Source organism: Embleya sp. NPDC055664 (genome assembly GCF_053618075.1).
In genome coordinates this window covers 154,412-176,837 of the sequence record NZ_JBSHGZ010000002.1, presented here as the reverse complement: position 1 = coordinate 176,837, position 22,426 = coordinate 154,412, and the positions used below count along the sequence as shown (strand labels likewise).

Sequence of the window (22,426 nt, the reverse complement as noted above, 5' to 3'; positions counted from 1 at the left end):
TTGCGGCGGTCAACCGGTCGTGACGTCGTAGGCCACCAGGCCCGGTCGGCTGCGGCTGTCGATCGCGACCACGAGGGTTCCGGTGGCCACCACCCGCTCGGCCGAGCCGAGGACGAATTCCTGCGGGAGTGTGCCGGTCGCGACCACCGTTCCGTCACGGAGTCGACGCTCCCGCACCCGAACGTCCGGCCGGTCGAAAGCGGTCGACGTGCGCTCGACCGTGAATACGGACCCACCCTGGATCGCCGGCACCGCGAAATCCTCCACGGTGGCCAGCGGAACATGCCAGCGGACCGTCCCGGAAGCGGCGTCCAAGGCGACGATCTCGGTCGCCACCGTGCCACTCGCGTCGCGCTTGTCGGCCGTTGTGACGAAGGTGTCCGCGTCGCCGAAACCCAGCGTGGAGATCGTGCCGAACGGCTGCGCCAAAGGCAGTCCGCGGGTCCTGCCGCCATCGGGCCGCACGAAGACGAGGCCATCGGGCTTCGTCTCGTACGCGAACGTCTCCGCCTCCAGGGCCAAGTTCGCGTCGGGCAGGTCGATCCGGCCACGGACCCTGCCGGTGGCCGGGTCGATGTCGAGTATCCGGTAGGCGAGCGTCAGACGGGGATCCTCGCATCGCTCGCGAACGCGCAACGCGGATCGGGAGAGGGTGACGTCCAGCCGTTCGCAGCCCGCCTCGCGCCACGGGATTCGCCAGCGTTCGACACCGCCCGAACGATCGAAGCCGCGGATGCCGTCCTCTGCCGCGACGGTGGCCACATCACCGTGTACGGCCGCCAGATTCGGGCCGTCCGGTCGGCCGACCGTGTGGTGCCACAACAGGCGCCCGGTCGCCATCTCGTACGCGGCTGCCTCCTCGCAGGTGGTCGGGCTCTCGAACGGCTTGCCGAACACGACCACGCCCACCCCGTCGCTGGTGGCCGTGTTTCCGTTCGACGCGTGGCACGGGACCAGATCGGGTGCCGGTGGTGCGGCGATCCACAACTGCCGTCCGGTCTTCGCCTCGTACCCCCGCACTCCCGAGGCATCGATCCGCACGATCACGTTGTCGTCGCTCCACACTCCCCACAAACGTGTGTCCACGCTCTTGTCGACGTTGTACGCGGTCCAGATCCGGCGCCGATCGCCCGCCGCGGTCACTCCCGCGACGCGCGCACCGGACGGCTTGCCCGCTTGGGCACTCGTGCGCGGCCGCGACCGATCCTCGTGGTCCGGCCCGAGCAGCCACAGGCCGGCCGGCACGCACAGGATCAACGCGACCACGCCGAAGGCGAGTACACCGGAACGCGATATCCGGGCGGGCCCCTTCTCGTCCGAACCTTCGCGTTCCGCGATGCGCAGGGTGGGCGCGGGCGGGAACGGGGCCGAGGTTTCGCGATCGTCCGCATCAGGTGTCACCCGCTCGTCGACCGGGGGCACCGCATCCTCGCCGCCGTTCGACCGCGCCGGCTTCCCCAACCGCGATTGCGCGGCGCGCGCCGCGGCGATGACTTCCCTCGGCGTCGGACGCCGGCCGGGATCCTTGGCGAGACAGGACTCCACGAGATCGCGCAGGAGTGCGGGAACACCGGTCAAATCCGGTGCCTGATGTACCGTCCTGTACACCACCGCGGCCTGCTGACCGTCCCCGAAGGGTTCGCGACCGGTGGCCGCGAACAGCAACACCCCGCCCAGCGCGAACACGTCACCGGGCGCACCCACCGGCTCGTCTCCGGTCAGCTGCTCGGGCGAGGCATACCCCAGGGTGCCCAACGCGGCGCCGGTGCGGGTGAGTTCGTCGTCGTCGGCCGCGCGCGCGATCCCGAAGTCGATCACCCGTGGACCGTCCTCGGCCATCAGTACATTCGACGGCTTGAGGTCACGGTGCACGATGCCCGCGGCGTGGATGACGATCAACGCCTCGCCGAGCGCGGCGGCCAGGGTACACAGCCGCCCGATAGACAGCGGTCCGTCTCGGCGCACGAACGCGCCCAGAGCCGGCCCATCGACGAACTGCGTCGCCAACCACGGCACTTCGGCGTCGGGGCCGGAGTCGACGAGAGGCACGGTGAAGTAACTGAGGACCTGCTCCGCCGCGTTCACCTCGCGCCGAAAGCGAGTGCGGAAATCAGGATCCGCCGCGAACTCGGCGTGCACGACCTTGACCGCGACCCGATGGCCTTCATCGTCCTCGGCAAGGAACACGCGCCCCATGCCGCCGTGTCCCAGTCGCGCCACCAGCCGATACCCGCCGATTCTTTCCGGATCGCCCGGCTCCAACGGCTGCGCCCCGTCGCGCGTCATGGTCGCTCCTCACATCTGCGCACGAGGCGCCTACCCCTGCGGCTTCCACATCGTGACCACTCCCGGATCCGTTGTCCGGCCGGTGACCAGCATCAGATTGTTTCCCGCCAGTCGGGCCGCGGCGTAGTTGTAGGAGGCCTGCGAACCGCCTTCGAGCAACGTGCCGGCAGGGCGGGGCGCGCCGTCTGCCAGGGCGTACCGGGTCAGCCCGCGAGGCTCGTCCGCGGCGAGCGCCAGGACGCCTTGGTCGTCGACACCCAGGATGAACGTCTTACCACCCTCGGGCCTGCTCCGATGCCAGCGCACCCGCCCCGTGTCGGCGTCGACGGCGGCGATCCCCCTCGGCATGTTCCAGCCGCCCTCGGTGACCAGGACCACGACGGTGTTCTTCCAGCCGAAAACGGCCGGGGCGAGTTGGAGGTGGTTGCGCTCTTCGGGCGCCAACGCTCCGAAGTCCTGGGAGGTCTGCAGGCGGGGGCCCGGCTTGCCGTTCGCGTCGAACACGACGAGCGGTCCCGGATCGCCGCCGGGACCGGGCAGGCTCACGGTCACCGGTTCCGCGATCTCGATCCGGTCGATCGGTACCCCGCCGGGCAGCGAACTCGTCCAGCGCACACGGCCGTCCGCGACGTTCACCGAACGGATCGTCCGCGCCCGGTCGGTACCCTTCCTGTCGCGGGGGCCGCACACCACACCCTCGGCCACGGTGGACGGCCCCACGACCGCGGTCTGCAGCGAACAGCCCTCCGCCGCGAGGTCGTGCTCCCATTCGAGGGCACCGTCGCGCAGGCTCCAGGCCGTCAGCACGTCTCCGGAGCGCAGGACGACTCGGTCGTGGCCGACGCCGACCGGCTGTGCCGAGGCATCGTTTTCGAAGTGGTCCGTGTTCCGGCCCGGGCGGGGCTTGTCCCACAACGCCTCGCCGGTAGAGATGTCCACGGCGACCACACGATCGCATGTGGGAATCCTGTTCACGACCGCGCCGAAGATCACGATCCCGACGTTGCCGTCGAGGTCGCGCGCCGCCTGGCAGGGGTACATGCCCGCCCCGGGCGGCCGTAGTGTCCACAACCGGCGGCCGGTGTCCGGATCCGTGCCGCGAACATCGGTGCCGCCGACACCGACCAGCACCCGATCGGTCAACCACGCGTCGATCGCGTAGGGCCCGTCCGCGCTCCCCGGCGGATTCGTCGTGGAGACATCCCGCGACGCGAACGTCTCGTTCCAGGCGCGCGTCCACGACGCCGGCGACGCGGCCCCGGTGAGCGCGCTCGTGGGATCGGGAAGCTTGGGGGCGGGCGGGTACGCCGAGGCGGTGGGTTCGGCCGTCTCGATCACGGGTGGCCGCGCGGCCGGCGCCGTGGACGTGGTTGACGGGCCGCCCGCGGCGTCGGGTGCGGCGCCCTCGTCGCCGAGCGTCATCGCGACACCCGCCCCCACCGCGACGGCCAACGAGGTCACGGCCGCGAGCACGGGTCGCCATCGCCGTACCCGCACGGGTGCCGGCGACGGCGAGGCCCTGTACCCCTTCGGATCGAGGAACGCGATCACATCGTCCGGGGTCGACCGCTGGGCGGGGTCCTTCGCGAGACATCCGAGCAGGATCGGGAGAATCCAATCGGCCGCGCCTTCCAGGTCCGGTTCGCACGTGGTGACGCGGTACCCGACGACGTGAGCGAGTCCGACCCCGAACGGGCGACGGCCGGTCGCGGCGAAAGCGAGTACGGCACCGAGCGCGAACACATCGGCGGGCGGGGCCGAGCCCGCGAGGATCAACTGCTCGGGAGCCATGTAGCCGGGCGTGCCGACCAACACGCCCGTGCCGGTCAGCTTCGTCGCGTCCGCGGCGCGCGCGATGCCCAGGTCGATCACCAACGGTCCCTCGTCGGCGTCCATCAACACATTGGAAGGCTTGAGATCGCGGTGCACGAGCCCTGCGGCGTGGATGTCGCGCAGCGCACCCGCGAGGGCAACTCCGAGGCCCCGTAACGCGTAGTCTCCGAACCCACCCAATTCGTCGACCACTTCGCGCAACGAAGGGCCCTGCACGTAAGCCGTGGCCAGCCACTGCTCCTCCGCCTGCGGGTCGGCCGCCACCAACGGCACGAGGTGCGGGCTCCGCACCGCCCGCGCGGCGGCCACCTCGCGCGCGAATCGCGCGCGAAACGACGGATCCCGAGAAAGATGCGGGTGGATGACCTTGACCGCGACCGGCCTGCCCGCCGCATCATCCGCCGGACGCGCGAGATATACCCGGCCCATGCCTCCCTCACCGAGCGGTCGCTCGACGAGATACGGACCTATCCGACGTCCCACACCATCGCGCCGCCCTGTGGGCGGGCTCCCCGTACCCATCGCAGGGATGCTACAAGAGGGCTTCCGAGAAGGGTCGTTCAGGGATACGAGGCGGCGAGGAACGCCCTCGCGGTCCGGCTCGCGACGACGGCGTCGCGCCGTCGGCCACCGGCCCTCTGGAACCGACCGAGACCCCACGGCGAAATAGCGCACGTCAGAAATACCTACCTTTCACCCATACCTCGATCACGACCGGCTGCGACCAGACCGATAAGCGCCGCCGTGGTCGGCGCGGCCGGCGAAACACGCCGGCCGATCAGGGCCCTGTCAGGAACGTGTTTCGGACGGAGCCGCGAAGCCGGCCTCGACTGAGACCGCACCCACTCGGCGCCAGCTGATCAATGCCCCGCGCCGACAGCCGGACGGAGAGGTGTGCCGCTTCCAGACGAACCGAAAGTGAACGAAGCCACCTGTACGAAGTCCGTCCGGGTCGGAAGGATCGGTTCTTCTGCCCGGAACCAGCGTACGAGAAACGGCCGGAGGGTCCTTGTCGTGGCCTGCACGGTTCTTGTCCGTTCTCGCACGGCTCCGGGAGCGTGAACATTTCGATACTCCCCGGGAGGCATGCCGTACGCAGATCGAAAGGCCCGGCTGAAGTCGGATCACCGGCTGCGCGCGAACGGTCGTGGAGTCCACGCACACCGACGAGTCGATGTCGCCGGCCGCGTCCGCCCGGGCCTGCGCGGCCGTGCCGTCCGCGGCCCACCGGCGGAACCGGGTGTGCAACGTCGCCCACGACCCGTACCGCTCCGGCACGTACCGCCAAGCCGTGCCGGGAAACCTCCACACGATCCCGCTGAGCACCCTTCGGTCGTGCCGCCTGCCTACTTCGCCGCTGCGGACATCGACCCCGCCGGCGGGTTCGATCGATCGAACCATTCCTCGTGTGGCTTCTCGTCGAGGGCGTTCACGGGTACGTGGCCACCGCTCGAAATCAGGTCGGCCGGCTGTCGCTCATCGGTCGCCGGCGGTCCAGGGCAGTGCCGGGCGGCATGTGGCCGGGTCGGGTTCGGCGCGGCCCTTGTAGTTGAGAACCCGGCCGTCGGGGGTGCGGACACATTCCGCCGACCCCGGTTTCGGGATGTCGCGGTCGGAATCCCACACCAGCTTGCCCGCCGCGTCGTAGCCGCGGATCCGGGGAAATCGCCCGGCCTGGAACGTATCGGCGGCCTCGTGCGTGTACCCGACGGTCTCCGCCGCGTACCAGACGCCGCCCGACATGATCGCCGCGCGCTCGCCGGTGCCCCGGTCCATGGTGATCCGCGCCACGGGGGCGTTGTAGCGGCCTGCGGCGTAATCGGTCCAGCCGGCACCGGACTTGGTACCGCCGCTGTTGTCCACCTCAATGGTCCCCGTCAGCAGTTCGACATCCGACTGGACCCACTGAGCCACGGGCGAAGTCGAACCCGAACAGTGCAACGCATGGCGTCCGGCCGGGTCGACCGCGACGGCGTAGATGTGCCCGGGCTCGGCGGCCTGCGGGCTGCGCACCGTGAAGTACGGGCGGTATCCGCTCGCGGCGGTGGGGGCGGGTCGGGAGAGGGCACACGCGGCGACGAATCGCGCAGCCTCGGCGTCGGACACCGCGATCTCGGCGGGTACCGGCACCTGCCCGAGCGGCAGCGGGCGACCCACGACGGAGGGCGCGGGGCCCGCCGCAGAGGGCACTGCCGACGGCGAGCCGGCCGGTCCCGGGTCCCGGGTGGCCCGGTCGTCGCCGGAGATCCCGAGCAGGACGCCGGTGACCAGGCCCGCGACCGTAGCCGCGGCGGCCAGTGGCAGCAGTACCCGGCGCGGCGGTATCAGCCGATCCTGAATTCGCCGTCGGATCGTGGGCAGTTGCGGTGACCGGGAGTCGGTGAGGGGGAGGAGGGCAAGCAGTTCGGCGCGGCGGGCTGCGCTGTGCGGCAGCTCCCGCTCGGCCGGGATCGTGTTCGAGGACTTCACGATGTCTCCTCGGCGATGGCGTGGGTGTTGCGGGAGGACGGTGCGTGTTCACGCAGGTCGTCGCCGAGTCGGCGGCGCGCGCGATGCAGACGCGACTTGATGGTGCCCACGGCCACGCCCAGTGCGGTGGCGGCGGCCTGTTGGTCCAGTCCGCTCCACACACACAGTTCGATCACCTCGCGTTCGTGCGCGGGCAGGCGGGCGACGGATCCGCGCAACGCGACGAGGGCGCGTTCCTCGTCGACACGATCGGCGACGTCCTGGGCATGGTCGGGGACCGGTGACGGCGTGGGAAGGCGCTCCTTGAGCGCCTGATAGCGACGACGAGCCCGCCCGCCATTGGCGGCGGTGTTGCGGGCGATGCCCAGCAGCCACGGCAGCGCGCTGTCCCGGTCCAGGGTGACGGCGCTTCGATGACGCCATGCCTGCAGGAAGACGACAGACGTCAGATCCTCGGCCTCGACCCACGAAGCGGTACGGCGGGACAGGTAGTTGAAGATCGCACGGGAGTGTCGGTCGAAGATGACCCCGAACGCCTCGGGATCACCTGCGCACGCCCTCTCCCACAACTCGCGGTCGGATATCGCGGTGATGGTCACACCCTGTCTTGTCCGACGGGCCACCCCGGGTTCCCGAGGATCGCACAACCGTCCGTACTCGATCCACACCCGTGCTGCGAGGCATCTGGGCCGCTGGTGGGCAAGCCGCTCTTGCAACCCGCCGCTCCGCACCAAGACGGCAGGGGCGCCCCGGACCAGGAGGAGAGGCCTGGCCCCGCTCCTCGTCGAGGTGGTCTCGCCTTACCGGGTCGGCAGGGCGATCACAGGACGAGCATGAGCTTGCCGCCGGGTCGGCGGGACCGACTGAGCTCGGCCGCTTCCCGGATCCGCGTCAGAGTGATCGCCGCCAACCCGGCACTGGCCGAGCGTGATCTGATCAAGCTCGCCGACATCGCCGACGCGCTGGCGCGGGCGCTGGAGCGCCGCGGCGTCGAGCCCGGCAAGGCACGCTTCGTCATCGACGTGGTGCCGGCGATCCACCGGCGCGCCACGGCTCGCCGGCTGACCGACCCGGACGCCTCCCTCTCCCGGCTCATCACCCAGGCCGCCGACGAGCTGCGCGAGGCGGTCGCGCCGCCGGCTCCGACGGCCCGCTGAGTCGGCCCAGGACTCCCGAAGCCGGCCGCAACGGACACGAAGGTGTCCCGTCCCCGGTCGGCCGACCGGGCTGTGACGCGTGGACGGGACCCGGGTCGTCGGTGCCGCGGCGCGGATCGACGCGCACCGTGGGCGCCCGACGGCGCGCTGCCCCGGGTGTGGGTGTGGGGGCGGCAGGGTGCACGACGCCTACACGCGACGGCTTGCGGATCGGCCGCTCGGCGGCCGGTGTGTGTCCGTCCTCCCGCGTGTGCGCCGCTTCGTGTGTGACGAAATCGCTTGTGGGAAAAGGACGCTCGTCGAACAGGAACGGGTCCGCGTCGGCCCGGTTCGATCGAAGCCGCCGTGGGACGTCGCGTCCGCAGGACGAGCGGCACCCCGACCCTCGGGGCGAGGTTCGGGCATACCCGAAGGAGCTCAATCGCGCGGAACCGCCTCCGGCTCGTCCCCGGTGTGCCACGCAGGCGGCGCGACGGCGCCCGTGTGAGCGAGGCGGAGTTCGCGGACGAGCGCCCGCACGGCGGCGGACGCGGCGAGTTCGGGTGTGGTCACGTAGCCCACCGAGCGGGTGGGGCGTCCGGGGCCGAGATCGGTGATCTGCACAGTGGACGGTGCGGCGGCGAGGGAGAGAGCGGGCATGATGGCCATGCCGTGGCCGCCGGCCACCATGGTCAGGACGGCTCCGTCGTCCTCCGCCTCGATCGTGGCCCTGGGGATCCACTCCTGGATCGCCCACCACTCGCGGGTGTACGAGGAACAATTCTCGGTCCAGTCGACCAGCGGCAGCGAGCGGGGCGCGGGGTGTCCGGCCGGGTGCACCAGCGCGTAGGGCTCCTCCAGGAGCACGCCGGCGACCAACCCGGGCGGTGTCGGCGTCGCGGTCCCCAGGGTGGCGATGCCCACGTCCGCGCGTCCCGCGACCACCTCTCCGGCGGTGCCGGAGCCGACTTCGCGCACGATCCGCACCCGTGGTTCGATGCCGGGCCGGCGGGCGGCGAGGCGTTCCAGTACGGGCGGCAGCAGGTGGAGGGCGGCACTGCGGAAGGCGGCGATCTGCAGTGGGCCGTCGGCGGCCTCGTCGGTGCCCGTGCCGCGGGCCGCCGCGCGGGCGTCGACGACCAGGACGTCCAGCATCCGCAGTACGCGTCGTGCGTGCGCCGCGGCCGTCGTGCCCGCCGCGGTGGGCCGGGCACCGGTTCGACCGCGTGCGAACAGGACGGCGCCGACCTTGCGTTCGATGCCGCGCACGGCATGGGAGACGCCCGATTGTGTGGTGCCCAGCGTCGCGGCGGCCGCCGAGAAACTTCCCGAATCGGCGGCTGCGACCAGGATCCGAAGCTCCTGGGGGGAAAGCTCGGCGGGGTTGGTCATCGGGGCTCCCACCTGCGGACATGAGGGCTGCTCATGGATACGGATCGGTCATGAGGGCAACCCCCTGCCCCGCCCCGGCATTCCTGCCTACGGTGCGTGTCATGAACGCGCTCCTGCCGAACACCACGGCGGTCACCGTCCACCAGATCGCCCGCCCCGACGGCTTCCCCACGGCCGCGCACTTCCGGTTTGTCGAGGCGCCGCCTCCCGAGCCGGCGCGAGGCACGGCGTTGGTGGAGAACCTGTACTGGTCGGTGGACCCGTACCATCGCGAGATGATGGACGCCGAGTTCGCCCTCGACGCTCCGCTGGAGGGCCGTACGCTCGGCCGGGTCGTCGCCTCCCGAACTCCGGAACTGCCCGAGGGCACCGTGGTCTTCCACCGCCGAGGATGGCGTACCCATGCCGTGGTCGGTCCCGAGGAGACACACATACTTCCGGACCTGCCGGGTGTACCCCTGTCGACGCACCTGGGCCTGCTCGGCGGTACGGGGCTGACCGCGTACGTGGCCCTCACCCGTATCGCGCCGCTGCGCGGGGGCGAGGACGTGTTCGTCTCGGGCGCGGCGGGCGGTGTCGGTACCGCCGTCGGCCGTTTCGCCCGCCTGATGGGTGCCGGGCGGCTCGTGGGCAGCACGGGATCGCCGGCCAAGGCGGCGTACCTGACCGAACGGGCCGACTACGACGAGGTCTTCGACTATCGGGAGGGCCCGGTGGCCGACCTCCTCGCGCGGGCCGCCCCGAACGGCGTCGACGTGTTCGTCGACAACGTCGGCGGCGACCATCTCGCGGCAGCGGTCGGCGCCCTGCGGGAACGCGGGCGCATCGTGCGGGTCGGCACGATCAGCCAGTACAACCGGCCGGACACCCCGCCCGTGCGCTTCGACCACGCGGACTTCGTGAACAAGAGCCTGCGCATGGAGGGCTTCCTGGTGCGCGACCACACGCACGTACGGGACGAGTTGTACACGTTCGCGGCGCCCCTCCTGCGCGACGGGCGCCTGGTGTCGGACGAGACGATCGTCGTGGGTTTCGAACGCATCGTGGAGGCGTTCGTGTCCATGCTGGGCGGCGCCAACATCGGAAAGATGATCGTCGAGGCCGCGACGCGAGCACAAACGAGAACGTGACGCTCACCGGCCCGGGAAATATCCGGGAACACCCGACCCGACCATCGTCGACCGCGCCGCCCGATACACGGAACTCGACACGGCCGCATGGCGGATGCTCGCCGTCCTGCTGCCCTACGCCGGCGCGATGACGGGCCACGCCACGCGGCCCCCGCCGGGGCGCATCGAGAAGGCGAGCGTGCGCTCCGCCATCCGGTCGACACGATTTCGACCCGCGAGGGAAGTTCCGTCCGAGCTCGGTGCGGTGTACCTGGTCGTCCGTCACCGGCACGGCATGGCGGGCACCCTCGTGGTCGGTGCGAGCCGTCGTCTCCGACGATTTCTCGTCGACCTCACCGGTCTCGGTCAGTCATCACACGTACATGGAAACCGGCATGAACGACGACCGCGCTCTGAGCATCCACGGGCAGGCTGCGTACCGCGCTCGGCCACACCCCGGTAATCGCACCGCACTCGCCGATGGTCCTCGGCGCCGGCTGCTCCACCGGCATACATAGCATGTATGGATGCTCGATCTTCGCCAATTTCAGGTACTCCGGGCCATTGCCTCGAGTGGTTCGTTGGTTGGGGCCGCGCGCGAACTCCACTATGGGCAGCCGACCATCAGCTACCATCTCGGGGCGTTGGAGGCGCACTTGGGGGCCAAGCTGGTGGAGCGCAGTCCCACCGGGGCGGTCCTGACGGACCTCGGCGCGATGGTCCTGGAGCATGCCGGTGCCGTGCTCGACCGGATCGATGCGGTCGAGGCGGATGTCGAGGCCCGGATGAAACACGGTGTGTCGACGCTGCGCATCGGTGCCTTCCGCTCCGCGGCCTCGCGGTTGCTCCCCCGGGCTGTGCGGGATGCCGCGATCGGTTCGGATGTACGGCTCGAGTTGCTCGAGGCCGAGCCACTCGATCTGATCGCACACGTACGAGCCGGGTCCTTGCACTGCGCCGTGATCTACGACATCGGCGGAGGCAGGGCGGGATACGGCGCGGACATGCGGGCCGAAACCCTGTTCGACGATCCGTACCGGGTGCTGCTCCCCGCATCGCATCCTCAAGCGCGGGCAGTGGGTCCCGTCGACATCGAACTGCTCGCCGACGACGGGTGGATCGTCTCTCGCGGCTCGTACGACCCCAGCGACCAGACTCTTTTCGCGACGTGCCAGTCCCTCGGATTCCGACCCCGCACCGTGCTCAGAACCGACGACTACGGTGTGCTCCACGGCTTCGTCGCGGCCGGCACCGCCGTCGCTCTGGTACCCGAGCTCGCGTTGGAAGAGGGGTACGACGTCGTCGTCCGCCCTGCTGTGCAGATGCTCGGCTCTCGCAGTATCCGGTTCCTCGCCCCCCGTGGCACACAACCTGCTCTGGTGGGGCGGTTGCGAGAGGAACTGCACCGCGCGGCAGCAACGCGAAAGACGCCCTGACCGAACCGCATCACCCGGGCAGGTGTCGCTCAGCCTTCCATAGACCATATGGAGTGCCGTCGAAGGCTCGTCCATACCTGTAGTAGCGCAAGGCTGTGAGGATTTGAGCCGGTGCGGCGGCGTCCGCGGCGGGGAGGCAGCCCCGGCGCATGTGTACTCGCTTCCGCGAACGTCTTCGCCCGGCAACGAACCCGTTCGCCGAGTATCCGTATTGCGCTGCACCGCGACAGTTGACCCAGCGGCCGGTTCCGCGTGATGCAAAGGACTCTCGATGACCCGCTTCGGCGCGATGTACGGCCCCGACGTCACTTTCCTGGGCGTCCCGCCGTGCGACCTGGAGGAACCCTCGACGTGGGATGACGCCCAGGTGGTCATTCTCGGCGCGCCCTACGACGGCGGCACCTCGTACCGTTCGGGCGCCCGGTTCGGCCCCAAGGCCATCCGGCAGGCCTGCTACCTCGAACACGAGGGCAGCCGGCCCTCCCTCGCGCTGGGTGTGGACGGACTTCTCGACCTGCGCGTCAAGGACGCCGGCGACGTCATGATGTTCAGCGGCAACGCGCAAGAGGCACATGCCGCGTTGGAGCAGGCGGTGAACACCGTCTCGGCCGCCGGCAGGATTCCCCTCGTACTCGGCGGCGACCACTCCATCGCCCTCCCGAACGTCACCGGCGTGGCACGTGCGGTCGGCTGGGGCCGGGTCTCGGTCGTGCACTTCGACGCCCACGCCGACACCGGCGACATCTGCCACGGGTCCCTCATCGCCCACGGCCAGCCGATGCGCCGACTCCTCGAATCCGGCGCGGCCCGCAGCGACCGTTTCCTGCAGTTGGGCCTGCGAGGCTACTGGCCCGGCCCCGAGACTCTGGAGTGGATGGCCGAACAGGGCATGCGCTCGTACGAGATGACCGAGATCGTCGAACGTGGCCTGGAGACCTGCCTTGCCGAGGCGTCCCGCACGGCACTGGACGACTGCGACGGCGTCTATCTCTCAGTGGACGTCGATGTCGTCGACCCGGGAATGGCCCCCGGAACCGGGACTCCGGAGCCCGGTGGCCTGACCTCCCGCCAACTCCTGGACGCGGTGCGCCGCCTGGCCTACGAACTGCCCATCGTCGGCGCCGAGGTCGTCGAGGTCGCTCCCGGCCACGACCACGCCGACATCACCGCGATGCTCGGCAGCCGCATCGTCCTCGAAGCACTGTCCGGCATCGCCCGCCGACAGGCCGAGAAGGACGGCCACTTGGAATCGTGGGACCGTGGCCGCCCCCTCCTCGAGCAGTACGACACCGTCCACCGCGACTCGAACCGCCGGCACCGCAGGACGACGCGGGGGTGAACCGGTGTGCAAGTCCCTGCGCGGCCGGTCCTGCCTCGGTGTAGGTCCTCAACTGCAGGGCCGCGGACGCCTGGTCGAACAACGGTCGTAGTGTGGCCGAGTCCCAGCCGGGAGAGCCGGCCGCCGCCCACGCCGCACTGCCACAACCCGGGCCCGGACGTCCGCGGCGATCGGATGCGTCCGGAACGCCACGGATCCGACGTGGACGCAACCCTCCGGGCGGGCCGCCTGCGCGGGTGGAGCGCTCGCGAGACCGGCTTCCTCATACACGATGATGTGGCCGCCGTTCGTCGCGCTCGGCCTCGGTACCGGCATGGTCATGGCTGCGTCCTCGGACACGATCGTCGGCAACGCACCCGTCCAGGACGGCGGCGTGGCCGGTGTCCTTGCGGGCCACCGCCCTGCAGGTCGGCGGCGCCCTGGGCACGTCCGTGCTCATGTCGGTCATCGGCAGTGGTGCCGGCTCGACGATGACCGACGAATTCACCTCCGCCGGAATCCCACGACCCACGGGTCCGCGTCCGTGCCGGGCAACCGACGCCGACTGGGGGCGCGTTCCCGAACGATCCGTACAGGGGCGTGCGCGCTCCCGCAGGGCGCGCGAGGGCGGGCACTTGCGGCGTGCCTTCGGATCGTAGTGGGCCGAACGCTTCGATCACGCCACTACTCCGAGCATTCAAACCAACCCGATGGGTAGCCCATAGGTGTGGCGCCATATTCGGCCACACCGAAGTCCTCCCATCGCACGCCCGGTCCGATGACCCACACGATCGGAGCGAACCGGGGGCGCGACACGTGCACCAACCCACCCGCCGAGCAACAGAAAGCGAAGCAAGCCATGCCCACATGGCCTGCCGGCCGGCTGTCCGACACCGGATGTTCCGGCCACACGAAGGAGTTCGACGCCCCGAAACACGTGGTGTCTCACGGGTTATCGGCGCTGCCGCTGCCCTGTCCGAAAGTTTCCCCCGCCGCGTACCTCGACGAGGCGACTCGGACTTCGCGGTCGCGCGCTCGACTCGTCCGTGCAGATCACCTCTGCGACCATCCTCCCACCGCCCGAACGTCCCCGCGCCCCGGCCTGTCGGCAGCCGTCCCGCGTTCGACGACCGCCGACGCCTCATGTCGGCGGCACGCTCCTGATCATAATCGTCGTCGAGCGGGATCCCGGACATCTCCGATTCGTTTCGCCAAGTCCAACGGTGCCGGTGCGCCGGGGCGTTGCCGGGCGGGGCGGGCGGTGACCAAGCTCGCCGCACACGCGCGGACCGGATACCGCTGGGTCACGGCCCGCTGCCGCAGGGTCGACGTCCACCCCGCCGTCGAGCAGCCTCCCGAACGCGTCTGCGACGGTCCGAACGGGGGTCGGGGTCGAGCCCGGCACGCTGCCGCTCACCGACGCCGATCGCGGCAAGGCACCAGCTCTGGGCGTCGGTTGCGGCCCCGAACCGGCGAGCGACCGGCCGCCGGCGAACAGGAATCGCATCCGCGCCGCGAACTCCCCGCCCACGCCTTCGTCGACACGATGCGCGCGGTCGCCGACGTGACCGGGATCGCCGTGGCCGGGATCGATATGAACGCGGTGTACCGCTGCGCCGCGGCGGCCGAGGCACACGGGCACCCCGGGGGGCAGGTCACCGTCGGGAACATGGACTTCGACGTCGCCCGCTCGCGGGACACCTGCGCGTACGCGATGCCCGGCTCCCTTCGCGGCAGCGACCTCGACGAACGCCGAGCCGCCTCCGACCTGCTCGGCTGCGCGATGCTCCACCCGGCCGGGCGGCGGGACGGCGACAACGAGGCCCCGCCCGCCGATCCGCGTCGCCACGTGTACCCGTCCGCCGTAAACAGGGCCCGGGCAAGGAACGGCAATCGGCACACGATCGCCGCCGGCGGTCGAGACCCGCACCGGCAAGCCCGCGTCGCCGACGTCCACTTCCTCGCCCGCCCGTACCGCGAGCCGCCCGGGGACGACGTCCGCGTGCGCCGCAACGCATGGGCGCGTGGCCCCGACGTCCTCGACGGCCACCGGGGCAACATCCCCGCCCGGGACCCGACCCGGGACGTGCGGATCCGGTGGCGCCGTGACGGCGCGGACGGCCCGATCCCGACCCGGGCGTGGATCACCACATCCCGAGGGCCGAGCTGCGACGCCGACCATTCGGCGCGCGCCGTCGCCGCCCGCGCCGACCGGATCGCCCACGTCCGACCCGAGCCCCTCGCGACCCACGAACTCCACGAACGCGCCGAAGCCTCGGCCGGAATGCGCGCCCGACCGCTCGCCGAACCGCTGATCTCGAGAGCGCGGCGGTACGCGGTTCACGCCGACGGGACCGAGCACGACGCATGCGAGCGCGCCATGAAGACGAACGCCCGCCTGCACACCGCCGGCCGCACCCGCGCACGGATCGTCGCCGGGCCCCTGGCCGTGCGCGCCGGGGCCGACCGGGCCGACACCGGCGCAAACCCCGAACTCCCCCACCGGGCCCGTGCGACAGCCGAGACCCACCACCTGCTCCGGGCCGGAATCGACGCCCGCGACGAACCGGCGACGCCGTGGCGGGACCGGCCGCCGGCGCCGGGAGAGGCAGGCCCGGCGCGGACGTGCGAAACGACAGCATCGACACGCACGGCAGCGACCTCGGCGGCGACCGACGCCGGCAGGATCGAAGCGGGCACGCGGCGGGTTCCGCCGGTAGGTGGAGGGCAAAGGGGCCATCGCGCCCGGACGACGCCCCGGAGGGAGAGTCGGCGCCGCCACCCCGCCGGGCGATGCGTTCCTCCTGGTCACATGTTCCGGAGACACGTCGTCCGGCAGCAGGTGAGGCAAGAGGAATGACAACAGTGAGGCCACAGGAAACGCAGTAGGTATGGCAACCGGACAGGCAGCAGAAAAGGCAACCCCGGCGCCCGAGCGCCGGATTGGGGTTGTTCCCCACGGAATCCCGCACGCGCGCCGCGCGTCCGGAGGAATGCACAAAGCCCGCTCACGGGGGATCGGGGCGTCGTCTCCACAGGCGACCGGCCAGGCGACGCCCGAGCCGACGGAGCAGCCCACTCCCCGACGACTACGGGGCCGGGAGGTCGAACTGCGGGCACCTCCCGCACGCCGCTCCGCGACACGCTCCGACAACCGCCATACCCGCCTCCGCGACCGCCGGAAAAGCCGGCCGACCGGATCAATGGTGAAACCGTCCCACCCGAAAGGTCGCGCAGTGCAGGCCCCCAACCCCTTCTCTCCCCTCACCCTCGGAGCCGGCTCTCTGCTCGCCGCGCTCGTCGGCGTGCCCAAGTGGATAGCCATCGGCTTCTTCCTCCTGGCCGTCCTGTGGATCCTGGCCGCCGCCATCCCGGCGTGTACCGCGTGGATCAATACCCGGAGTCGCTGCGCGGATCGCCGTCGCCACTTCACCGCGCTGGAGAACGCCGCCGGTTCCCTGAGCCCCCAGGAGCGCACCGCCGCGATCACCGAGGCCATCCGGATCCAGGACGCCGCCGAGCCCGCGGCCACCGAACCGCCACCACGGCCCCCAGGCAATCCGCCGAACCCCTGATCCCTCGTGGCGATCGAGGTGGCGTTCGCCGGTGGGAGCCGGCCCTTTGAACGACGGCGCCAACGCCTGCCACAACATGCCGGGCCCGGTCGGACCGGCCATCGTGGTCGGCAACGCCGACTCCCGCAATCGGCGACGCAACAGCCCGACTACGGCTCCTGCACGGGCCCTTTCGCACCCGAAACGGATATCGCGTCGGCCTGGTACACCGAACCGGGCGTGGCCCGTCCGACGTTGATCCGCCGGATCGGGCGTGGCTCGTTCCAAGCTTGTTCTCCGGGTGTCCGCGGTTGTGCCGAAGGAGTCGGTCTATCCCGACGGGAAATCGGTCGAGCAGGTCGTCGAAACCAACCTTCGGGGCATGAAGAAGGCACAGGACGATGCCACGGCCGCGGCTCTCACGTACCTCGGTATGTCGACCGAGCAGGCGAAGCCCGCTTTTCACACCGGCAAGGTCGGTGGGCCGAGCGCCGGGTTGTTTCTCGCCCTGGGGATCGTGGACAAACTGTCCGAGCAGGACCTCACCGGCGGACGCACCATCGCCGGCACAGGCTCGATGGACGCCGACGGCCGGGTCGGCAGGATCGGTGGTCTGCCGATGAAGCTCCTGGCCGCGAAACGGGACCACGCAACCGTGTTCGTCCTTCCGAAGGCCGAGTGCGGCGAAGCGGACCGGGCGGGCAGTGGCGGACTGCGACTAGTCCCGGTGGAGACGCCGTCCGGCGCGGTCGACGCGTTGAACGCGCTCAGGACGGGAGGCCACGTCGCGTCGTGCCGAGCAGCCGGCCGGCGCCGGTGCCGCGTCGATCCGGCCATCGGTACGAGGACCGCGGCCCGGCCGGGCGGTGGCGCTCGACCCCGGCCGTCCGGATACGGTCGGCAGGGCCGGGTAGTCGCCGGGTATGGCACGAAGGCAGCAGTTGATCGACGCGGATCCCGCCCGCGTGTGGAGCGTGCTCGCGGATGCCCGGCGGTACGCGGAGTGGGTCGTGGGCACCCGGCACGTCGAAAGGTTCGACGATACGTGGCCGCGTCCCGGCGCTCACCTGGTCTACGCGGTCGGGCTCGGGCCCCTTACGTTCCGGGACGAGTGCATCGTGCGGTTGTGCGTGCCGGGCGAGCGTCTGGAGTTGGAGGCCGTGGCCTCCCCCTTCGGAACCGCCCGCATCGGCATCGAGCTCCTGCCCTGGGACACCGCGACCCTGGTCATGGTGGACGAGCATCCGCTGCGTGGTCCGGCCGCGCGTTTGCACGGCCCGCCGGGCGAGGCCCTGTTGCATCTGCGCAACCGCCGGATGTTGCGCAACCTCGCTCGGGTGGTGGAGAAGGAGCCGCAGGTCGCCTCCGAACGCGGAGCCTCGGCCTCGAAGGCCGCCAACGGGAACAGCGGATGACCCACGACGCCGACGCTGTGGTGATCGGGGCCGGGCCGAACGGCCTCGTGGCCGCCAACATCCTCGCGGACCGGGGATGGCGAGTCGAGGTGTTGGAGGCCCGCGCGGTGCCCGGTGGCGCGCTCCACAGCGACCGCGGGGTGCATCCGGACTTCGTGAGCGACACGTTCAGTTCCTTCCACCCCCTCGCGGCGGCCTCGCCGGCGATCACCGCGCTGGACCTGCACGAGTTCGGGCTGCGCTGGAGCCACGCCCCGGCGGTCCTGGCGCATCCACTCGGTGACGGCCGGTGCGCGGTGCTGCGGCGCGGTGTCGATGCCACCGCCGCGGGACTGGCGGCCGACTTCGCCGGCTCCGACGCCGACGCCTGGCGGCGACTGTCCACGCTGTGGGAACGTCTGGATCCGCATGTGGTGAACGCGCTGCTCACCCCGTTTCCCCCGGTCCGATCCGGTCTGGCGCTCGCGGCGCGGCTGGGTGTGGCGGACGGGTTGCGGTTCGCGCGCATGCTGGCCCTTCCGGTGCGCAGGCTGGGCGAGGAGGAGTTCTCCGATGCCGGCGCCGTCATGTTGTTGGCGGGTTGTGCCCTGCACGCCGATCTGTTGCCGGAGGCGGCCCCGAGCGCGGCGTTCGGGTGGCTCCTGGCCATGCTCGGGCAGCAGTACGGCTGGCCCGCGCCGATGGGCGGCGCCGGCGCGCTGGCCGACGCCCTGGTCCGGCGCCTGACCGCGAAGGGGGGCGTCGTGCGGTGCGGGACGCGGGTGACGACGGTGGTGGTGCGCGGCGGCACCGCGCTGGGCGTGTGCACCGAGGACGGCAGCGCGGTACGGGCGCGCAGGGCCGTGCTCGCCGACGTTCCCGCGCCGACGTTGTACGGCGGCCTCGTCGGCTGGGACGATCTGCCCACCCGGCTGCGCGACGACGTGCGCCGATTCGCCTGGGACCCGGGGACGTTCAAGGTCGACTGGGCACTGAATGGGCCGATCCCGTGGACCGCGGCCGGAGCGGCCGAGGCCGGCACCGTACACGTGGCCGCCGATCTCACGGAACTCTCCGACTACGCCGTGCAGGTGAGCTCCGGGCGACTGCCTTCACGCGCGTTCCTGCTCCTGGGACAGATGACCACCACCGACCCCACCCGCTCCCCCACGGGAACGGAGTCGGCATGGGCGTACACGCACGTTCCCCGACACGTGACCGAGGACCTGGGCGGGCGTCTGACCGGACGCTGGGACACCGCGGAAACGCAGGAGTACGCCGACCGCGTCGAACGGCGGATCGAAACGTTCGCACCGGGATTCCGCGCCCGGATCACCGCACGGCGCATCCATTCCCCGTTCGCTCTGGAAGCGGCGAACGAAAGCCTGGTCGGCGGTGCCCTCAACGGCGGGTCCGCCGCGCCTCACCAGCAGTTCGTCTTCCGCCCCGTCCCCGGCACCGGCCGCGCCCGCACGCCGATCCGCCGGCTGTACCTGGCCTCCTCCTCCGCCCACCCCGGCGGCGGCGTACACGGAGCATGCGGCGCGAACGCCGCCCGAGCCGCCCTGAACGCCGACCGCTGCGCACTCACCCGCATCGTCGGCCGACCGTCGACCGGGGTCGACGATCCCGGCGGGAGAACGCGGTGATCACGCCGCGGAGCCGGGTCGCGCCGAGGAACATCACCTCGTCGACGGCGGACCCGCAGTGGTTGCCCGCACCCTCACCAGGAGAAGCCGCGGCTCCGACCCGAAGGCGAGGTCTCGGAGTCGGTGGGGGGCAGGCGTTGCCCGTCCTCCACGGCCCGATCCGACGCCTTCACGGCGTACCCGGACATCCATTTTGCGCGGACCAACCGCCTTCGGGCGGCCAGGCGTTGCGCTCGACCGGGTGACGGGCGGGCCGGCGCCGGCGATCGAGCGAGGAAAGTTCCCTTCCCGTGTCGAATCCGTCATCCTCCGTCACGGTCGGGGGCGAAGGTGCTCACGTATTGATAATCGGCGATACACGTCGGGTATCGCCGCGTTCCGCGGCAGGTCCACAGGGTGGCATTAATGCCATGACCTTGTAACAACAACTCTCCATATGCATCGAAAGCGAAGCACAGATGATCATTTCGGAGCGCGATCGGGCTTGGTCGAGGTATCCGTTGTCGGCAGTATTTCGCCGCGTAGGCCCTACGACACGACCGTGTCCGTCCGGATCGATCACGTCGGCCCCGGGGCCTCGCTCATTACAATTCGGGGAGCTCAAACCGTGTCACAGTCAGTCAACAAGAAGGTCCGGAGCGCCGCACTCGTCGGCGCGCTCGCCTTCGCGGCGCTTCCACTCGTGGGCGCCGGCACCGCGCACGCGACCGGGGATTCGCAGGCGCCGCAGTGCACCAAGGTCACCGACACCTCGTTCGTCTACACCGTCAACGACGGCGCTCCCGTGAAGTCCGGCATAGGCAGCAAGCAGATGCCCGAGCGGCCCAAGAAGGTCGTGGTCAAGCTCAGCGACGAGTTCGCGTCTCTGCTCGAGCAGGGCTGCAAGTACCCGGTCCAGCTGTCGACGTACTCGACCCAGGGCCCGAACTGGGCGACCTCGGGCACGCAGAAGTTCATCGGTTGGCAGACCGACACGATCACCAAGCAGAACAAGGCGGTGACGTTCGACGCCACCAAGTACCCGGTGCCGTGCTTCGTCCAGTACGACCTGCTCGGGAACCACAAGAAGTACGACGGCGGCCAGTACCCGCTGCCGCACTACGACGACGTCTACATGGACAACCTGCTCGGCGGGTGGAACGGCGGCACGAACGAGAAGTGCACCGGCACGCCGACGCCTTCCACCCCGGCCACCTCCAAGCCGCCGACGACTCCTCCGCCCGCCACGTCCGCGCCGTCGACCGGTTCGGCTCCGACCACCGCCACACCGGTCACCTCGACCGCGGCTCCGGGGACGAAGTTGGCCGAGACGGGCGGCGACAGCAACGGCACGGCCATCATCGGCGCGTCCGCCGGCGGGGTGCTGGTGCTCGGCGGCGGTCTGTTCTACGTCAGCCGCCGCCGTGGCAACCGCGGCACCGCGGCCTGACCCGACGGTGAGTAACGCCCGGCGCCCGACATCGGCGCCGGGTGCAGGCCGTCCGATGGAACGCGCGACACCGATCGACGCTCTCGGTTGACGCGGGTCCGCGTGGCACCGGTCTCCGGAGGCATGTTGCCGGAGACCGGTGCCGTCGGTGATCACCGCGCTCCGCACGCCGGGGGACGCGAGCTCCGGCATCGGCCGGTCTGCGTACCCGCACGCCGACGTGTTGATGGGGCCCGCTGGGCTGCGGGCGAAGTCTCCGAGCCCCACGGAAACCGGGTTCGGAACCCGACCTCTCGCGCCTGCGACGGATCAGGCACCGGCCGAGCCGGGCGTGTCCGGCTCCCCGCCATCGGCGGGGTAGCGGCAACCGTTCGAGCACCGACAGGGTGGTTCCTGGGGAAAGACGAGAATGGGCGGTGCGGTACCGCAGTGGACACGGGAACCGCGTACGAGCCTGGTGCCGTCCGGGCCGACCTGGTACACGGTGACAACCATTCGTGAATTCTCCGCCGGTGAGGCGGCGACATCGGACACGGGTCTCCCCTTTCCGCCGAAGAAGCCATTCCAGAGGTACCACCCACGCGTCGACCGGGCACACGAACGACGCGTCACCACTCGAACGGCGCAGGACGCCGTCCGGCCGGGAAACAGCCGTAAGCCGAAGTGGCTGAAGCCGACGTCGAAGCGTGACGATTCGTGATCGAAATCGCCCGCTCTGTTTGCCCGCATGCGACTCGCCTGTGATCGTTCGGGGACCGGGGCCGGCGGGGGCACCTTCACGGGCACGAGGCACAGCGATCCACGCTCGAACGGCGACGTCGACGCGTTGACGGCGCCGGTCCCCCAGGCACGACTGTGGAGCGACCCGCAGCCGCCCCCGGATCGGGATGGACGTTCCCGGTGACCTTCGCCGACGCGATGGGCAACCGTCTGGCAACGCCCCGCCTCCCGCCTTCGCACACTCCAAACGAGACGGCACCAAACCCGCGACGCGGACCACTCGTTGGACCGTGCATGAGCAACCTCCACGCACGCCCCGAACCCACCCCCGCCCAAGACCGCCAGGACACCCCGGTGTTCGACGCTCTGTCGAACGAATGGATCGCGGCCGGACGCGAACTGCCCTGGGAAACCCCGGCCACACCGGCGAACACCGGCCCCGGGCCCCGCACACGCCCACCCGGAGCCGGCAGGCCCACCCCCGTCCCCGGCCCCCGCGCCGGACACCCCTGAACACCCGCACACGGCTCCCCGGAATCATCGTTTCCACGTTCGTTCTCCGCGTCATTGCCCAGCGGCCGTGCGGCAAGGGCACACCGGTGACGTGCCCGTTCACCGACTTCGAGTCCGTCGACGAGTCGACGACCCACCTCGTGCGGCGCACGAAGGGCCGCCGACGGCATCCGGGTAGTGGCCCCGGG

General features: G+C 70.9%; 16 protein-coding genes and 3 pseudogenes. 13 read left to right on the top strand and 6 right to left on the bottom strand.

The window, feature by feature from the left end:
• Positions 1-9: 9 nt before the first annotated feature.
• From ACWGR4_RS03870 to ACWGR4_RS03850, 5 genes and pseudogenes are all read right to left on the bottom strand, one after another.
• On the bottom strand, positions 10-2,286 hold the full coding sequence (locus ACWGR4_RS03870; protein WP_452128111.1) for a protein kinase domain-containing protein: 2,277 nt from the start codon (positions 2,284-2,286) through the stop codon (positions 10-12).
• A 30-nt stretch (positions 2,287-2,316) separates the two neighbouring features.
• Positions 2,317-4,641, bottom strand: a complete 2,325-nt coding sequence (locus tag ACWGR4_RS03865) for a protein kinase domain-containing protein (RefSeq protein ID WP_452128217.1) — start codon at positions 4,639-4,641, stop codon at positions 2,317-2,319.
• Between the two features lie 612 nt (positions 4,642-5,253).
• Positions 5,254-5,520 (bottom strand): annotated as a pseudogene (locus ACWGR4_RS03860) (transposase); the annotation flags it as partial.
• Between the two features lie 75 nt (positions 5,521-5,595).
• Positions 5,596-6,588, bottom strand: coding sequence for a hypothetical protein (locus ACWGR4_RS03855; protein WP_452128112.1), 993 nt, complete (start codon positions 6,586-6,588; stop codon positions 5,596-5,598).
• The gene (locus tag ACWGR4_RS03850) at positions 6,585-7,187 is read right to left on the bottom strand and encodes an RNA polymerase sigma factor (protein ID WP_380005985.1); all 603 of its coding nucleotides are present in this window, start codon (positions 7,185-7,187) and stop codon (positions 6,585-6,587) included. The genes ACWGR4_RS03855 and ACWGR4_RS03850 overlap by 4 nt, the downstream gene beginning before the upstream one ends.
• Positions 7,188-7,421: 234 nt before the next feature.
• Here ACWGR4_RS03850 and ACWGR4_RS03845 point away from each other — a divergent pair, with 234 nt between their 5' ends.
• Entirely contained in the window at positions 7,422-7,745 is a 324-nt protein-coding gene (locus ACWGR4_RS03845; RefSeq protein WP_452128113.1) for a hypothetical protein, read from the top strand.
• A gap of 79 nt (positions 7,746-7,824) precedes the next feature.
• Positions 7,825-8,232 carry a transposase family protein gene (locus tag ACWGR4_RS03840; RefSeq protein WP_452128114.1) on the top strand — a complete coding sequence of 136 codons (408 nt, stop codon included), beginning with the start codon at positions 7,825-7,827 and terminating at the stop codon, positions 8,230-8,232.
• Here ACWGR4_RS03840 and ACWGR4_RS03835 read toward each other — a convergent pair.
• Positions 8,163-9,116: a LysR family transcriptional regulator gene (locus tag ACWGR4_RS03835; RefSeq protein ID WP_452128115.1), complete on the bottom strand. Its 954-nt coding sequence runs from the start codon at positions 9,114-9,116 to the stop codon at positions 8,163-8,165. The genes ACWGR4_RS03840 and ACWGR4_RS03835 overlap by 70 nt on opposite strands.
• Before the next feature lie 101 nt (positions 9,117-9,217).
• Between ACWGR4_RS03835 and ACWGR4_RS03830 the strand changes: the two genes are divergently transcribed.
• The 11 genes and pseudogenes from ACWGR4_RS03830 to ACWGR4_RS03780 all read left to right on the top strand — a co-directional run bounded on the left by ACWGR4_RS03830 (position 9,218) and on the right by ACWGR4_RS03780 (position 22,238).
• The gene (locus tag ACWGR4_RS03830) at positions 9,218-10,246 is read left to right on the top strand and encodes a zinc-binding dehydrogenase (protein WP_452128116.1); all 1,029 of its coding nucleotides are present in this window, start codon (positions 9,218-9,220) and stop codon (positions 10,244-10,246) included.
• Between the two features lie 506 nt (positions 10,247-10,752).
• Positions 10,753-11,661, top strand: a complete 909-nt coding sequence (locus tag ACWGR4_RS03825; protein ID WP_452128117.1) for a LysR family transcriptional regulator — start codon at positions 10,753-10,755, stop codon at positions 11,659-11,661.
• Positions 11,662-11,932: 271 nt separating this feature from the next.
• Positions 11,933-13,000 carry an agmatinase gene (speB, locus tag ACWGR4_RS03820; protein WP_452128118.1) on the top strand — a complete coding sequence of 356 codons (1,068 nt, stop codon included), beginning with the start codon at positions 11,933-11,935 and terminating at the stop codon, positions 12,998-13,000.
• Positions 13,001-13,196: 196 nt separating this feature from the next.
• A pseudogene (locus tag ACWGR4_RS03815) lies at positions 13,197-13,542 on the top strand (MFS transporter); the annotation flags it as partial.
• A gap of 893 nt (positions 13,543-14,435) precedes the next feature.
• Positions 14,436-15,839: a hypothetical protein gene (locus ACWGR4_RS03810; RefSeq protein WP_452128119.1), complete on the top strand. Its 1,404-nt coding sequence runs from the start codon at positions 14,436-14,438 to the stop codon at positions 15,837-15,839.
• 376 nt (positions 15,840-16,215) lie between these two features.
• Positions 16,216-16,554, top strand: coding sequence for a hypothetical protein (locus tag ACWGR4_RS03805; protein WP_452128120.1), 339 nt, complete (start codon positions 16,216-16,218; stop codon positions 16,552-16,554).
• Positions 16,555-16,915: 361 nt separating this feature from the next.
• Positions 16,916-17,200 (top strand): annotated as a pseudogene (locus ACWGR4_RS03800) (S16 family serine protease); the annotation flags it as partial.
• 256 nt (positions 17,201-17,456) lie between these two features.
• Positions 17,457-17,948, top strand: coding sequence for an SRPBCC family protein (locus tag ACWGR4_RS03795; RefSeq protein WP_380006115.1), 492 nt, complete (start codon positions 17,457-17,459; stop codon positions 17,946-17,948).
• Positions 17,945-19,576: a phytoene desaturase family protein gene (locus tag ACWGR4_RS03790; RefSeq protein ID WP_452128218.1), complete on the top strand. Its 1,632-nt coding sequence runs from the start codon at positions 17,945-17,947 to the stop codon at positions 19,574-19,576. The genes ACWGR4_RS03795 and ACWGR4_RS03790 overlap by 4 nt, the downstream gene beginning before the upstream one ends.
• A gap of 607 nt (positions 19,577-20,183) precedes the next feature.
• On the top strand, positions 20,184-21,005 hold the full coding sequence (locus ACWGR4_RS03785) for an LPXTG cell wall anchor domain-containing protein (RefSeq protein ID WP_452128121.1): 822 nt from the start codon (positions 20,184-20,186) through the stop codon (positions 21,003-21,005).
• A 1,014-nt stretch (positions 21,006-22,019) separates the two neighbouring features.
• On the top strand, positions 22,020-22,238 hold the full coding sequence (locus tag ACWGR4_RS03780) for a hypothetical protein (RefSeq protein ID WP_380006005.1): 219 nt from the start codon (positions 22,020-22,022) through the stop codon (positions 22,236-22,238).
• Positions 22,239-22,426 lie beyond the last annotated feature (188 nt).

Coding starts and splice junctions, on each gene's coding strand:
- ACWGR4_RS03780 (WP_380006005.1), top strand. CDS start 22,020: ATGAGCAACCTCCACGCACGCCCCGAACCCACCCCCGCCCAAGACCGC.
- ACWGR4_RS03865 (WP_452128217.1), bottom strand. CDS start 4,641: ATGGGTACGGGGAGCCCGCCCACAGGGCGGCGCGATGGTGTGGGACGT.
- ACWGR4_RS03835 (WP_452128115.1), bottom strand. CDS start 9,116: ATGACCAACCCCGCCGAGCTTTCCCCCCAGGAGCTTCGGATCCTGGTC.
- ACWGR4_RS03870 (WP_452128111.1), bottom strand. CDS start 2,286: ATGACGCGCGACGGGGCGCAGCCGTTGGAGCCGGGCGATCCGGAAAGA.
- ACWGR4_RS03790 (WP_452128218.1), top strand. CDS start 17,945: ATGACCCACGACGCCGACGCTGTGGTGATCGGGGCCGGGCCGAACGGC.
- ACWGR4_RS03845 (WP_452128113.1), top strand. CDS start 7,422: ATGAGCTTGCCGCCGGGTCGGCGGGACCGACTGAGCTCGGCCGCTTCC.
- ACWGR4_RS03795 (WP_380006115.1), top strand. CDS start 17,457: ATGGCACGAAGGCAGCAGTTGATCGACGCGGATCCCGCCCGCGTGTGG.
- ACWGR4_RS03830 (WP_452128116.1), top strand. CDS start 9,218: ATGAACGCGCTCCTGCCGAACACCACGGCGGTCACCGTCCACCAGATC.
- speB (WP_452128118.1), top strand. CDS start 11,933: ATGACCCGCTTCGGCGCGATGTACGGCCCCGACGTCACTTTCCTGGGC.
- ACWGR4_RS03825 (WP_452128117.1), top strand. CDS start 10,753: ATGCTCGATCTTCGCCAATTTCAGGTACTCCGGGCCATTGCCTCGAGT.